The sequence below is a fragment of the Bradyrhizobium sp. AUGA SZCCT0222 genome, assembly GCF_018130205.1.
In the GTDB taxonomy this organism is placed as follows: Bacteria; Pseudomonadota; Alphaproteobacteria; order Rhizobiales; family Xanthobacteraceae; genus Bradyrhizobium.
In genome coordinates, this window is sequence record NZ_JAFCLX010000006.1 from 12,334 (window position 1) to 25,942 (window position 13,609).

12 protein-coding genes are annotated in these 13,609 nt (G+C 63.8%); 2 read left to right on the plus strand and 10 right to left on the minus strand.

The window, feature by feature from the left end; translation table 11 throughout:
• Window positions 1-7 precede the first annotated feature (7 nt).
• On the plus strand, window positions 8-682 hold the full coding sequence (locus JQ629_RS06715; protein WP_212412010.1) for an HAD family hydrolase: 675 nt from the start codon (window positions 8-10) through the stop codon (window positions 680-682).
• Window positions 683-751: 69 nt separating this feature from the next.
• Here JQ629_RS06715 and JQ629_RS06720 read toward each other — a convergent pair whose 3' ends face one another.
• The 9 genes from JQ629_RS06720 to JQ629_RS06760 all read right to left on the minus strand — a co-directional run bounded on the left by JQ629_RS06720 (window position 752) and on the right by JQ629_RS06760 (window position 11,741).
• A complete protein-coding gene (locus JQ629_RS06720; RefSeq protein ID WP_212412011.1) occupies window positions 752-4,261 on the minus strand; it encodes a PAS domain-containing hybrid sensor histidine kinase/response regulator in 3,510 nt (1,169 codons plus the stop codon).
• Window positions 4,262-4,400: 139 nt separating this feature from the next.
• Window positions 4,401-5,630 carry a 5-aminolevulinate synthase gene (gene hemA, locus JQ629_RS06725; protein WP_212412012.1) on the minus strand — a complete coding sequence of 410 codons (1,230 nt, stop codon included), beginning with the start codon at window positions 5,628-5,630 and terminating at the stop codon, window positions 4,401-4,403.
• Between the two features lie 221 nt (window positions 5,631-5,851).
• A complete protein-coding gene (locus JQ629_RS06730; protein ID WP_192735352.1) occupies window positions 5,852-6,052 on the minus strand; it encodes a hypothetical protein in 201 nt (66 codons plus the stop codon).
• A gap of 26 nt (window positions 6,053-6,078) precedes the next feature.
• Window positions 6,079-6,363, minus strand: a complete 285-nt coding sequence (locus tag JQ629_RS06735) for a hypothetical protein (RefSeq protein ID WP_212412013.1) — start codon at window positions 6,361-6,363, stop codon at window positions 6,079-6,081.
• A 69-nt stretch (window positions 6,364-6,432) separates the two neighbouring features.
• The gene (locus JQ629_RS06740) at window positions 6,433-6,681 is read right to left on the minus strand and encodes a hypothetical protein (protein ID WP_212265245.1); all 249 of its coding nucleotides are present in this window, start codon (window positions 6,679-6,681) and stop codon (window positions 6,433-6,435) included.
• 129 nt (window positions 6,682-6,810) lie between these two features.
• Window positions 6,811-7,872, minus strand: coding sequence for an MBL fold metallo-hydrolase (locus JQ629_RS06745; protein WP_212386411.1), 1,062 nt, complete (start codon window positions 7,870-7,872; stop codon window positions 6,811-6,813).
• A 201-nt stretch (window positions 7,873-8,073) separates the two neighbouring features.
• The gene (locus JQ629_RS06750; RefSeq protein ID WP_212412014.1) at window positions 8,074-10,218 is read right to left on the minus strand and encodes a methyl-accepting chemotaxis protein; all 2,145 of its coding nucleotides are present in this window, start codon (window positions 10,216-10,218) and stop codon (window positions 8,074-8,076) included.
• 237 nt (window positions 10,219-10,455) lie between these two features.
• The gene (locus JQ629_RS06755; protein ID WP_212412015.1) at window positions 10,456-11,172 is read right to left on the minus strand and encodes an outer membrane protein; all 717 of its coding nucleotides are present in this window, start codon (window positions 11,170-11,172) and stop codon (window positions 10,456-10,458) included.
• 248 nt (window positions 11,173-11,420) lie between these two features.
• Entirely contained in the window at window positions 11,421-11,741 is a 321-nt protein-coding gene (locus JQ629_RS06760; RefSeq protein ID WP_212412016.1) for a helix-turn-helix domain-containing protein, read from the minus strand.
• A 101-nt stretch (window positions 11,742-11,842) separates the two neighbouring features.
• Here JQ629_RS06760 and JQ629_RS06765 point away from each other — a divergent pair, with 101 nt between their 5' ends.
• On the plus strand, window positions 11,843-12,079 hold the full coding sequence (locus JQ629_RS06765; protein ID WP_212412017.1) for a hypothetical protein: 237 nt from the start codon (window positions 11,843-11,845) through the stop codon (window positions 12,077-12,079).
• A 6-nt stretch (window positions 12,080-12,085) separates the two neighbouring features.
• On the opposite strand, the gene JQ629_RS06770 is transcribed toward JQ629_RS06765, so the two are convergent.
• Window positions 12,086-13,555: a GH1 family beta-glucosidase gene (locus tag JQ629_RS06770; RefSeq protein WP_212412018.1), complete on the minus strand. Its 1,470-nt coding sequence runs from the start codon at window positions 13,553-13,555 to the stop codon at window positions 12,086-12,088.
• Window positions 13,556-13,609 lie beyond the last annotated feature (54 nt).

Consider the following 13,609-nt stretch of genomic DNA (forward strand, 5'->3'; position numbering starts at 1 on the left):
AATCCGAATGCCGCCAGTATCAGGGAAAGCGCTGCTGTTCGACATCGACGGCACGCTGGCCGACACCGATGCGCTTCATCTGGAAGCGTTCAATCAGGTCCTCGGTCCCCGCGGTCACACCTTTGATCACGCGCGCTTCAGCAAGGAGCTTCAGGGCTTCTCCAACGCCTCGATCAGCGCGCGGTTTCTGGCCGAGGAACCACCGACGCGCCAGACGGCGATCATCGACGAGAAGGAAGCAACCTTCCGCAAGCTTGTTGCCGGGAAAGTCCAGCCATTGCCCGGCCTGATGGCGCTGCTTGCGCGCGCGGATCGCGCTGGCATCCCCATGGTCGCGGTGACCAACGCGCCGCGGCTGAACGCCGAGATGTTGCTCTCCGGACTTGGGATCATGGACCGGTTCAAGGCGCTCGTCATCGGCGATGAACTTGCCCACGGCAAGCCGCATCCCATGCCGTATCTGGAAGGCTTGCGCGCGGTGGGTGCCGCAGCCGCTCTGTCCGTTGCGTTCGAGGATTCCCGCTCCGGCATTCAATCCGCCTCGGCCGCAGGTATTGCGACGATCGGGATAAGAACGAGCCTTGCTCATGCTGACATGGTCGCGGCAGGCGCCGTCACGACGGCCGCGAACTTTGACGATCCGGAATTGGCTCGGATGGTCGGGGCGACGATGGATTGGTAATGGTGGCAGATTGTAGGATGGGTATCGCTGCGCTCCACCCATCCTACGCTCTTCGCGCCATGTCCGCGCCTACTCCGCCGCGACCAGTTGCTGGGCGCGCCACTGGCCGAGCAGCGCCCGCAGCGATGCCGGTTTGACCGGCTTGTTCAGCACCGCGATATTTTCCTCGCGCGCGGCCGCCCGCACGTTCGGACTGCGGTCCGCCGTGATCAGGATGGCCGGAATATTCTCGCCGAAACGGCGGCGGATCTCGCGGATCGCGGCGACGCCGTTGCCGCGGTCGAGGTGATAGTCGACCAGAAGGCCGGTGACGCTTCCGCCTGACGTCTCGATCGCGGCGATCGCAGCCTCGGGGTCAGCCACCGCGATCACCTCGGCGTCCCACGCCGTGAGCAGCGTCTTCATGCCATCAAGGATCGCCGGATCGTTTTCGATGCAGACGATCAATGCGCCGCTCATCGGCGTTTTCGAGAGCGGCGTCGCGCTGGTGACCGCGGCGGTATAGTTGACCGCCTTGGCGACCGGCACCGTCACCGAGAACACCGAGCCGCCGCCGGCATTGGCTGATAGCGCGATGCCGTGGTTGAGCACCCGCGCCAGCCGCTCGACGATCGAGAGCCCGAGGCCGAGCCCGCGCGCGATCCGCGCGCCCTGTTCGAGACGGTGGAATTCCTTGAAGATCTCGCCGCGCTTCTGCACGGGAATTCCGACGCCGGTATCATAGATGCCGATCTGTAGGGTTTGCCCGCGGCGGCGGCAGCCGACCAGCACCCGCCCGCGCGGGGTATATTTGATGGCGTTGGATATGAAGTTCTGCAGCAGCCGGCGCAGCAGCGCGCGGTCGGATTCGACCGGCAGCGAGCACGGCACGAAGGTCAGCTTCAGCCCCTTGGCGCGGGCGATCGGGGCGAATTCGATTTCCAGCGACCGCATCAAATCGGCCATCTTGAAGCTGGTGATCGAGGTGGTCATCGCGCCGGCGTCGAGCCGCGAGATGTCCAGCAGCGCGCCGAGGATTTCCTCGATCGCTTCCAGCGAGTCGTCGATGTTCTCGACCAGGCGCGAATCCTCGCCGCCGCTCTGGCGCTCGACCAGGCTCGTGACATAAAGCCGCGCCGCGTTCAGCGGCTGCAGGATGTCGTGGCTGGCGGCCGCGAGAAACCGCGTCTTCGAGATGTTGGCGTCCTCGGCGGTGCTCTTGGCCAGCGCCAGTTCGGAATTCAGCCGGGTGAGTTCCTCGGTGCGGTCCCGTACCCGCTTCTCCAGCGTCGCATTGGCGCGCTCCAGCGCTTCCGCCGCCTCGAAGCTCGGCGTGACGTCGGAGAAGGTGATCACGAGCCCGCCGCCCGGCATCCGGTTGGAGCGGACCTCGATCACCATGTGGCGGTCGGGCAGGCGTTCCAGATAGGGCTCGCCCTCGGTGGTGTAGGCTTTCAGCCGCAGCGCCAGCAGGGCGTCGCTGTTGCCGGAGCCGGGAGGGCTGACGGCGTCCATGAATTCGAGGATTTCCTGCAAGGGAATCCCGAGCTGGACCAGATGCGGCGGCAGCGCGAGGATTTCGCCGAACTGCGCGTTCGAGCAGATCAGCTGCAGATCGGCGTCGAATACCGCAATGCCCTGGCGCACATGGTTTAGCGCGGTCTGCAGGATCTCGCGGTTGAAATGCAGCGCGGCATGGGAATCGTCGAGCAGTTTCAGCGCCGCCTTGGCGGAGACGGTGCGTTTGCGCAGCAACAGCGACATCACGAGGCGCGAGGAGGCCGCTCCGATCGAGGACGCGATCAGGCGCTCGGCGTGCTGCAGCAATTCGAAATCGGCGGGCGCGGCCGGATCGAGATGGCCGGGATGGTCGGCGGTAAACGTCTCGAACGCCTGGCGGGCGCGGTCGGGGCCGAGATATTGCGCCACCGTGCTCTGGATATCCTGCACCGTGACCGTGGTGCGCCAGCGCCGGAAAGTCGGCGTGATCGGCGTCAGCGTGCTCGGCACGAACAGGTCGGCCTGCAACCGTTCGATCGACGACGGCTGGCGCGCCATCGACATCGCGACGTAGGTCAGGATGTTGAGCCCGAGCGACCACAGCACGCCATGCATCAGCGGCGGCAGATCGGCGCCGAACAGCGCCCGTGGTCGCAGCGCCTCGATGCCGAACGGTCCGTGCTGCAGGAATTGCAAACCCGCAGTGGTGGTTTCGAGGAAGCTCGGCAGGAACAGCGTATAGGTCCACACGGCGACGCCGACCAGCATGCCGCCCATGGCGCCGTGCGCGGTGGCCCGCCGCCAGAACAGGCCGCCGAAGAAGGCCGGCGCGAGCTGGGCGAGGGCCGCGAACGACAACAGCCCGATCGCCGCCAGTTGGGTGCTGCCGAGCGCGCGGTAGTAGAAATAGGCCATCACCATGATGGCGAAGATCGCAAAGCGCCGCACCTTGAGCAGGAAGTCGCCGAAATCCTGCTGGCCCACGCGCGTGCGCGGGCTCCGCTGCAGCACCAGCGGCAAGACGATGTCGTTCGAAACCATGATGGAAAGCGCCACGCATTCCACGATCACCATCGCGGTCGCGGCCGACAGGCCGCCGACAAAGACGGCGATGCTGAGCAAGGGAGCGTTTCCCTCGATCGGCAACGCCAGCACGAACATGTCGCTGTCGACGGCGCCGAACGGGAAGGTGACGAGGCCGGCGATCGCGATCGGGATCACGAAGAGATTGATGGCGACCAGGTAAAGCGGAAACAGCCAGCGTGCGCGATTGACCTCGTCGATGCTGGAATTTTCGACCACGCTGACGTGAAACTGCCGCGGCAGCAGCATGATCGCGCAGAACGACAGCAGCGTCATGGTCAGGAAATTGCCGATTGAAGGCGAGTAGTTGATCGCGCGCATCGCTTCCGGCGTCTTCATCGCGCGTTCGATCAGTTCGACCGGCGAGAACATCCAGAAGGTGACGAAGAGGCCGGCGGCGAGAAACGCCACCAGCTTGACGAGGGATTCGGTGGCGATCGCCAGCATCAACCCGTGCTGGTGTTCGGTGGCGTCGGTCTGGCGGGTTCCGAACAGCACGGCGAACACGGCCATCGCCAGCGTCACCACCAGTGCGATGTCGCCTATCAGCGGGATCGAGGAGAACAGCTTGTCTTCGCTCAGGATTGTCTCCAGCGAGGAAGACATCGCCTTGAGCTGCAGCGCGATGTAGGGCACCGATCCGATAATCGCGATGACGGCCACGGTCGCGGCCACCGCCTGGCTCTTGCCGTAGCGGGCGGCGATAAAGTCGGCGATCGAGGTGATGTTCTGCGATTTGGCCAGCTGGATCACGCGGCGGAGCAGCGGCGTGCACAATCCGATCATCAGGATCGGGCCGACATAGATCGCGAGGAACTCGACGCTGGTGCGGCTGGCGAAGCCGACCGAGCCGAAGAAGGTCCAGGAGGTGCAGTAGATCGCCAGCGACAGCGGATAGATCATCATGCTGGCGCGGCCGCGTTGGCTCGGCGACAGGCGGTCGCCATAGCTGGCGACGAAGAACAGCAGTCCGATATAGGCGAATGCGGCGGCGATCACGCCCCAGTCGTGCAGCATTGCTGCCTGTCTCCCTTCCCGGCCTCTGTTCGGGCGCCTCTTGTTCCGCCGCGCCGGACCGGAAGCACCAGTATAAACGCATTGAGCCGGCAGCGCACCGCGCTACCGGCTCAATTTCCCGGAGTTCGGATTGGTAGGGTTACTCGGCCGCCAGCGATTTCTGCTTCAGCGGCAGGCCAAGCCGTTCCCAGACCTGCAGCAGCGCTTCGGCCAGGTGATCGATCAGGCTGTCATCATGGTAGGGCGAGGGCGTGATCCGGAGGCGCTCGGTTCCCTTGGCGACGGTCGGATAGTTGATCGGCTGGATGTAGATGCCGTGCTCTTCGAGCAGGATGTCGGACGCCTTCTTGCAGTTCTCGGGGTCGCCGACGAACAGCGGCACGATGTGGGTCTCGCTCGACATCACGGGCAGGCCCGCGGCGTTCAGGATCGCCTTGACGCGGGCGGCGCGGTCCTGGTGGCGCTCGCGCTCCCAGTTCGAGGTTTTCAGGTGGCGGATTGCCGCTGTCGCGGCCGAGCAGATCGCCGGCGGCAGCGCGGTCGTGAAGATGAAGCCCGGCGCGTAGGAACGGACGGCATCGATGATGTCGGCCTTCCCTGCGATATAGCCGCCGAGGCAACCGAATGCTTTGGCCAGCGTGCCTTCGAGCACGTCGATGCGGTGCATGACGCCGTCACGCTCGGCGATGCCGCCGCCGCGCGGGCCGTACATGCCGACGGCGTGCACTTCGTCCACATAGGTCATCGCGCCGTATTTTTCGGCGAGATCGCAGATTTTGGCGAGCGGCGCGATGTCGCCGTCCATCGAATAAAGGCTCTCGCAGGCGATCAGCTTGGGCCGGTCGGGGCCTGCGGCAATCAACAGCTCTTCCAGATGCGCCATGTCGCTGTGGCGGAAGATCTGGCGATCGCAGCCGGCCTGGCGCACGCCTTCGATCATCGAATTATGGTTGAGCGCGTCGGACAGAATGAGGCAGTTCGGAATCAGTTTGGCGATGGTCGCGATGCCGGTCTGGTTCGAGACGTAGCCCGAGGTGAACAGCAGCGAGGCTTCCTTGCCGTGCAGATCGGCCAGTTCGGCCTCCAGCTGCACCAGCGGGTGATGGGTTCCGGCGATGTTGCGGGTGCCGCCGGCGCCGGTGCCCACTCTCGTGGCGGTCTCGACCATGGCGCCGACCACTTTCGGGTGCTGGCCCATGCCGAGATAGTCGTTGGAGCACCAGATCACGACGCTGCGCTGGCCCTTCGGCGAGTGCCAGACCGCATGCGGGAAGCGGCCCGCGATCCGCTCGAGGTCGGCGAAAACCCGGTAGCGCCGCTCGTCATGCAGGCGGTTGAGGGCGGCGGAGAAGAATTTGCTGTAATCCATCACAAGACCCGAAACGGAACCGGCCGGAGCGGCGTGGGCTCTTTTTAGAGCTTTTCCAGGTTTGGTGTCTATGTGAAATCCCACAATTCAGCGGGCCTCCGGGATGCACCCGAGGCAGGGCAAATATTGATCTCGATCAACGCGCTAGGCGCGATTTACGGTCCCGGTATTTTGGCGGTGCGGCTGAAACCACGAGTAATCCAAGGGGCGGCCGAGCCGGTTCAGGAATCGAGTTCCCTGATGGCGCGATTGGCCGCGATCAGGGCGTCGTCTTCGGACTTGCTGTCTTCGGCCGTCACAAAGCCCCGGATCGCCGCGCCCCGCGTGATCGTCGGGGGCTGGACGATAGGCGTCATATTGGCCCGCCAAAGTCCGGGCTGCCGCTGAAAGGTAATGATTCGATAGTCCGACACTTTGGCCATTGTCGTCCTTCTTCGTCGGCCGTGGCTCAGCAGCCGCGACAGATGTTGTTCAGTTTGGACGTGGTGCGGGCGTTCTCGGCGAGGAAAGGATCCTTGTATTCGGGTCGTAAGGCGTCGCTCTCGATCGCCCTGGGTTTTTCCTTGGATATTTCCCTCGATATTTCCTTGGGCGTTGCGATTTTCGGAGGCTGCGCTGCGTCGTAGCAGGCGAGCCGTGCGCTGTTGCCTTCGACCGCGCGGCATTCCGGGCTTGCAGCGAACGCGTTCTGTGCGAAGGCGCACAGCGCCAGGACGGCGACAATTATTTTCATCTATTTTCCTTTGCGGGCGTAATCACCCGGGCGCAGAAGGTACGGTCAGAAAGGTCACATTTCAGAAAGTCACATCGACGAATAGCGAACCGCGCTCTTCAGCGCGCCGTCGATCTCGTCAGCCAGTTCGGCCTCTCCGATCTCCTGAAGCGCCGCTGCCATGTTCGATGCCTGCACCGCGCTCATCGAAAGCGGCTCGCTCGCCTCATAGCTGAATTTGATGCGCCAAATTCCGCCGGGATTGCGATGCGGCTCGATCAGCAGCGCCGGAAGATCAGGCAATCCGTTCTCAAAAAGCAGTGCCGCGCGCGTCAGCATGACGGCGTCAAATCAATGCCGCCGCTGGGAAAGGCTTCAATGTGGAAGTTCGTCTGGCACGACAGCCGGGATAGCATGGCGCGACCGTGCGCCCTTTTAGGCCCAATAGCTATGGATTAGTTGGGCGCGTCAGGTGGTCCGGAAATACAGCACGCCGTCGGTGACCTCAGAAGTCAGACGTCCCTCGACCAGCATGTAGTTGACGTGGGCGATCAGTTCGCCGGCGGCAAAGCCCATCTGGTGGGCGTCGAGCACGTGCTTGTGGAACACGACCGGCACCAGTTCCTTCGAGGTCTGCGGCACGGTCCGGCAGGCTTCGGCGATCAGGCGGCAGCGGTCCTCGTGATGATCGGCCAGCTGCTTGATCCGGGTCTTGAGGCCGTAGAATGGTACGCCATGGCCGGGCAGCACCATGACGTCATAGGGCAGCGTGGTGGTGAGGCTCGCCAGCGAGGCCAGATATTCCCCGAGCGAGTTCTGGTTGGGCTCGACCGCCCAGACGCTGACATTGGGCGAGATCTTGCTCAGCACCTGGTCGGCGGAAAGGAACAATTTGTCGGCGGCGCAATACAGCATCACCTGGTCGAGCGCGTGGCCGCCGCCGGTGATGACCTTGAAGCGCCGCGTGCCGATGGAAATCTCGTCGCCATGCGCGATGCGGCGATAGGACGGCGGCAGGATCGACACCTGCTTCAGATAATCCTGGCCGCGGCTCAGCAGCGTGTCGGTCAGGCTCTCGTCCATGCCGTGACGGCGGAAAAACAGCCGCTGCGCGTTGCGGCGCTCCTCGGTGCCGCGGTTCTGGTGATAGACCGACTGCAGATATTCGACCTGCGACATCTGCAGGGGACAGTCGAAGCGCTCCGTGACCCAGCCTGCCAGACCGACGTGATCGGGATGCGAATGGGTCACGATCAGGCGGGAGATTTTCACGTGCCGGAGCGGGCCCTCGAACAGCGTGGTCCAGGCTTCGATGGTTTCCTCATTGCCGAACCCGGAATCGATCATCGCCCAGCCGTCGCCGTCGGCGAGCAGGTAGATGTTCACGTGATTGAGCCGGAACGGCAGCTTCAGCCGGACCCACAACACGCCCGGCAGCACCTCGACGACCTGATCCTGGCCGGGGTGATGTTCCCAGGGGTATCGGAGGGCCTCGGCGGAGGACTGAACGGGGTCGGTTTTCGAGTGCATCCCACCGACTTACCCGCACAATTGGTGCGGCGCTAGCCGAAAAAACGGGTGCTGGTTTGGCCAAAACACATGGACGGCCGATTGGTCGTCATTCCGGGGCTATGCGAAGCATAGAACCCGGAATCTCGAGATTCCCCGGTGCGCAATTGCGCACCTGAGGTTCGTCCTTCGGACGCCCCGGAATGACCGCGCCTTTGTGGCCTACGCCGCCCGGATATTCCCCAGGAACGCGTCGATTTCCGCGCGCAGCACGTCGGCTTCGCGGCGGAGCGCGCCGGAGGCGGTCAAGACTTCGCTGGCGGCGGAGCCGGCTTCGGTCGAGGCGCTGGAGACACCGACGATGTTGCTGGAGACCTCGCTGGTGCCGCCGGCGGCATGCGAAATGTTGCGCGCGATCTCGCGCGTCGCCGCGCCCTGCTCCTCGACCGCGGCCGCGATCGCTGTCGTGACGTCGTTGATCTCGACGATCGTGGTGCTGATGCTGCGGATCGCTGACACCGCCGATGTCGTCACCGTCTGCATGCTGACGATCTGCTGGCGGATCTCGTCGGTGGCCTTCGCGGTCTGGGTGGCGAGGCTCTTGACCTCGGAGGCGACCACGGCGAAACCGCGGCCCGCTTCACCGGCGCGCGCGGCTTCGATGGTGGCGTTCAGCGCCAGCAAATTGGTCTGCGAGGCGATGGTCTGGATCAGATCGACCACCACGCTGATGCGGGCGGCGTTGTCGGCCAGGCCCTGCATGGTGGCATCGGTGGCGCCGGCTTCCTCGACCGCCTTGCGGGCAATCTCCGCCGAGGTGACGACCTGGCGGCCGATTTCCTCGATCGACGACGACAGTTCCTCGGTGCCCGACGACACGGTCTGCACGTTGACCGAGGTCTCCTCGGCGGCGGAGGCCACCGCGCTCACCAGCGCGCTGGACTGATCGGCGGTCGCCGACATGCTCTGCGCGGTGGTCTGCATCGAGCCGGCCGCTTCCTGCAAACTGTCCAGCGCCGTGCGCACGGTGGTTTCGAACTCGACGATGCGGGCTTCCATGCGGGTGGCGCGCTCGGCCTTGGCGATGCGATCCTGGTCCTGGTCGGCGGTGAGCGCCCGGCTCTGGATCATGCTCTCGCGGAACACGTGCAGCGAATTGGCCATCGCCGCGATCTCGTCCTTCTGGCTGGACTGATAGATCTCTGATTCAAGGTCGCCGCTGGAGAGCAGCTGCATCGAACGCTGCAGATTGCCGATGCGCCGCAGAATGTTGCGGCCGACATAGAGCCAGACGAACAGCACCGATCCGATCAGGGTCGCCGCACCGAGCGCGAGCATGACGGTGGTTGCGAGCGAAATCTCCTTGCCCGCCTGCTGGGTCGAGGCGTCGGTCTCGCCGCGCACCCCGTCCACCAGTTGCTGCACGCTGATGCCGAGGCCGACATTGAGCTTGCGGGTTTCTTCCAGGATGGTCTGGCCGTAATCCGTGGCGTCCAGTTCCTTCTGGCGGACCTTGAAGACGCCGGTCTTGCCTTCGCCGAGCGCCAGCAGGGCTTTCGAGGCGTTGCTCAGTGCAGTCGTCAGCGAACCCTTGGGAAGCTGGTCGAGGTTCGATTTAACGCGCTGCTGCGCAATGCGGGTTTGCTTCTCGATGGTCTCGAGCGTGTCGCTGCTCTCGGATGAAAGCGCGGCCATCATGTTGAACGCGGTCAGATTGCCGGCGGCGATGATGTCGCTGATCTGCTCGACCGTTTTCTCCGCCTTGGTGGCTTCGTCCTGGTTGAAGCTGGCGGCGCCGAAGATGCTGCTGAGCTGGGTCTGGGCGTCGACCATCGCGGGCGCGGCGGCCTTGACGAACGCGGCCTGGGCCGTGCGCAGCGCTTCATACAGTTTTTCGTGCTGGGCGCCGGTTTCGAGCCGTTCGCGTGCCGCGCCGCCCAGACTCTTGATCATGTCCTCGATGTTTTTCACCGTCTCGGTGAGGGCTGCGACGGTATCCTTGTTGGCGCCGAGCTTGGTGATCTCGGCAAGCCTTTGCAGGGTGATGCGCTGGGTCTCCTGCATTTTTTTGGAGCGTTCGTTCAGCATCTCCTCGCTGCGGGAGGCGAGCAGCCCCGGGCCCTGGCTGGCAAGACTGGCGCTTTCCGCCGACAATTGCAGGCTGGCCGCGAGGCGGGGGATGTCCCGTCCGCTCAGGTCGACCATGGCGCCGCCGAGATGTCCGAGCACCAGGCCGGCGCCGGCGCTGATCACGATCGCCATGCCGGCGATGACGGCGAAGGCGGCAAACAGGCTGCCTCTAACGCCGAATTTCGGAAAGCTGAAACCCTTGAGCCTGATCTTGCCGATGCTGAATCGTAACGCCATTTGCCGCCGCCCCGTCCCGCTATCCCTGGATGATTCCCCGCGCGGCAGTATCGTGGTACCCGGTTAACAAGTCGGGAAAATGCGGACGCTTTTCGCGATTTGAGCGCTGGCCCGCCATCCAACAATGTTTGAAAGGTGGGAGCCGCTTCGCTGGGAAACGCCATGGCGCAAACAACATGGCGCAAACAAAAAGGCCGGCGTTCAAGCCGGCCTTTTCGCGCCTCCCTGTAGAAGCGATCAGTAGCGCGCGCCCGCGAAGTTGAACCGATAATTGACGCCAACCTTCAACGTATGCTCGTCGTTATGGAAGGTGCCAAAGGGGACCAGCGCGACCGGGGTCACGAAGCGGGTGGTGCCGAAATCGTAGTACATGTATTCGCCCTTGGCCGACCAGTTCGGAGCGAACATGTATTCGACGCCGGCGCCGACGGTGTAGCCATTGCTGTGATTCTTATCGAGCGTGAACCCGACCGGAACGCCGGCAAAGGTCAGGGTGTCGCGATTGTCCGAATAGGCGTAGCCGCCTTTGACATAGAGCATGCCCGGACCCCAGGTGTAGCCGATCCGGGCGGTGATCGAAGCGATCGCGCGCTGATCATTGTTGTAGACGAAGCCGTTCGGGAACACCGAACTGAGGTTGTTCTGGCCGAGCCAGCTGTACTGGCCCTCGGCGCCGATGACCCAGTTCGGCGCGAACTGATAATCGGCACCGGCCTGCACGCCGCCCAGCAGGCGCGCGCTGTAGTCGCTGAGCACCAGGCCGTTGAAAGTGTTGCTGCTCGAGAAGGCGCCGCCGACATGGGCGCCGAGATAGAAACCGGTCCAGTTGTAGAGCGGCGCGGCATAGGCCGGCGCCTTGTTGTAGTAGGGCCGTGCGCCCATGTCGGCGCCGAGCGCCGGGGACGCCGCGCCGATGGCTGCGAGAGCGACAGTAGCGAGCAGAAACTTCTTCATGGTCGTGGGTCTCCGGAAAATCGTTGGGAGGCGCCACATGCGGGCGCCGTCCATGGCGTGCAGTTAGACAGCTTTTGAATAAAATGCTGTCACTTGCCGGGCACACCGATCGATTACCCAACCCATTGGAGAACAAACGTTTTTTGTGCTTAACGAAGCCCTATTTTCTGTGCTTAACGGCGTCCTAATGCAAGCTTAATGAAGCCTTAAAATCGGGTCCCTCGGGCGCGCGGCGCGAAAGCTTTGCCTTAGGCAATGCGCCGCCGCACGTCGCCGCGCATCTGTTCGCGGAACGCCTGCCGCCGTGCCGGCCGGTCCTTTTCGTCGACGTCATGGCGGTCGAACACGTTGAACATGTCGAGGATGGGATAGCGGTCGCTGGCCATCGCCAGGATGCGCAGCAGTTCGGCGACGGGGCCGGTCGGGCCGGTGACTTCCCATTTCCGAATCGTGTTGGCGCCGTCTTCAGGCGGCAACCCGCAGAGCTTGGCCATGTCGGCTACGCCAAGGGGTTGGCCGATCGCCTCACCGAGGTCTTCGCGCAGTTTCTTCAGTTCCGGACCGGTCACGGGTTCTCCATTTTAAAGCGGCTTCTGTGAAGTACGTCACACACCGGGGCCGGAGTGCAAGCTATACGCAGCGCCATCAGTTCCTCGAGGAGGAGGCAGTCATGCGCAGCTTGATCGAAAGCCTGACCCCCGACAGCCGCCGGATCTACTGGCGCCGCGTCGGTGGCATCTTCGGCCTTTATGTCGTCTTGATGGTCGGCGCCGCCAGCATGTTTATCAGCCACGAATCGTCGCGGAACGTGCGGCATGAACGCGCCGTGACTGTGGCGGTCAAAGGTGATCGCGCGCCGTCACACCAGGCTTCGATGCCCCAGCCGCAGCTGGTGCGCTATTATTGAACGGCTTCAGGCGCCGATCGCGTTGCGCGTCACCACGTCGCGATAAAACGACGCACTGAGCTTCGGTGTCCGGCGCTGGGTTTCAAAATCGACGTGGATGAGCCCGAAGCGCTTTTCGTAGCCGTAGATCCATTCGAAATTGTCCATCAGCGTCCACAGGAAATAGCCGCGGACCGGCACGCCCTCGGCCACGGCGCGCTGCAGCTGCCGCAAATAATTGCGCAGGTACATGATGCGGTCGAGATCGTAGATCTTGCCGTCGGCATGCACCTTGTCCTCCGACGAGGTGCCGTTCTCGGTGATGTAGATCGTCTTGATGTTCCAGACCTTGGCCGCGAGCCGCGGCGCCCAATAGATCGTTTCGGGACCGATACGCAGCCAGTCGGCACTCATGTGCGGAAACGAGGCGGGAAACGGCAATACCGACCAGCCCGGCTTCTTGTCTGACGCTGCGATGTAGAATTGCGGCGCGTAGATGTTGAGGCCGACGAAATCGTTGGGCGAGCCGATGATCTTCAATTCGTCGGCGGTGAATTTCGGCGCGTCCTTGCCGGCATATTCGAGGAAGCCGTCGGTGTATTTGCCTTCCAGCATCACGCCGAGCAGGCCCGAGTTCAGTTCGCGGGTCGCGATCTCGGCGGCGCGGACGTTTTCGGGCGTGTCGAACGCCGGCACGCAGGTCGCGATGTTCTCGGCCGGGCCGACCTTGGTGCCGGCGCGGGCGCGGGCGCGGATCGCCTGCACCGCAAGGCCGTGGCCGAGGACGACGTTATGCCGTGCCTGGTTCAATTCCGCCGCCGGCAGTTTCAGGCCGGGTGCGTCGATGCCCCATCCGTAGCCGAAATTCAGGAAACGCCCGGCTTCGTTCAGCGTGAAGATGTATTTGACGCGGTCGGTCAAACGCTCCGCGACATAGCCGGCGTAATCCGCGAACGCTTTTGAGGTGTCGGTGGACTGCCAGCCGCCGACGCGGTCCTGCAGCGCCTGCGGCAGGTCCCAATGATACAGCGTCGCGTAGGGTTCGATGCCCTTGGCCAGGAGTTCGTCGAGCAGGCGGTTATAGAAATCGAGGCCCTTGGGATTGGGCTTGCCGGTGCCTTCCGGAAACACCCGCGGCCACGCGATCGAGAAGCGGTAGTGCTTGACGCCGAGATCGCGCATCAGGCCGACGTCTTCCTTGTAGCGATGATAGTGTTCGTTGGCGCGGTCCCCGGTGGTCTTGTCCTCGATCTTGCCCGGGGTGTGGGCGAAGGTGTCCCAGATCGAGCGGCCGCGGCCGTCCTCGTTGACGGCGCCCTCGATCTGATAGGCCGATGTCGCGGTGCCCCAGCGAAAGTCTTTCGGGAAACGGGCAGGGGCGTGCGGGTCGGCGGCCGGCTTTTGTTTGGGCGCCGCATTCGCCGATGTCGCCGCCAGACCAAGTGCGGAGATGCCCGCCAGCTTGGCAAATTGCCGGCGCGAGAATTTCCCGGACATCATGTTCTCCGTCAGCTTCGGTGCTGCCGGCGTGCGCGTCCCGGCCGGTTGCAA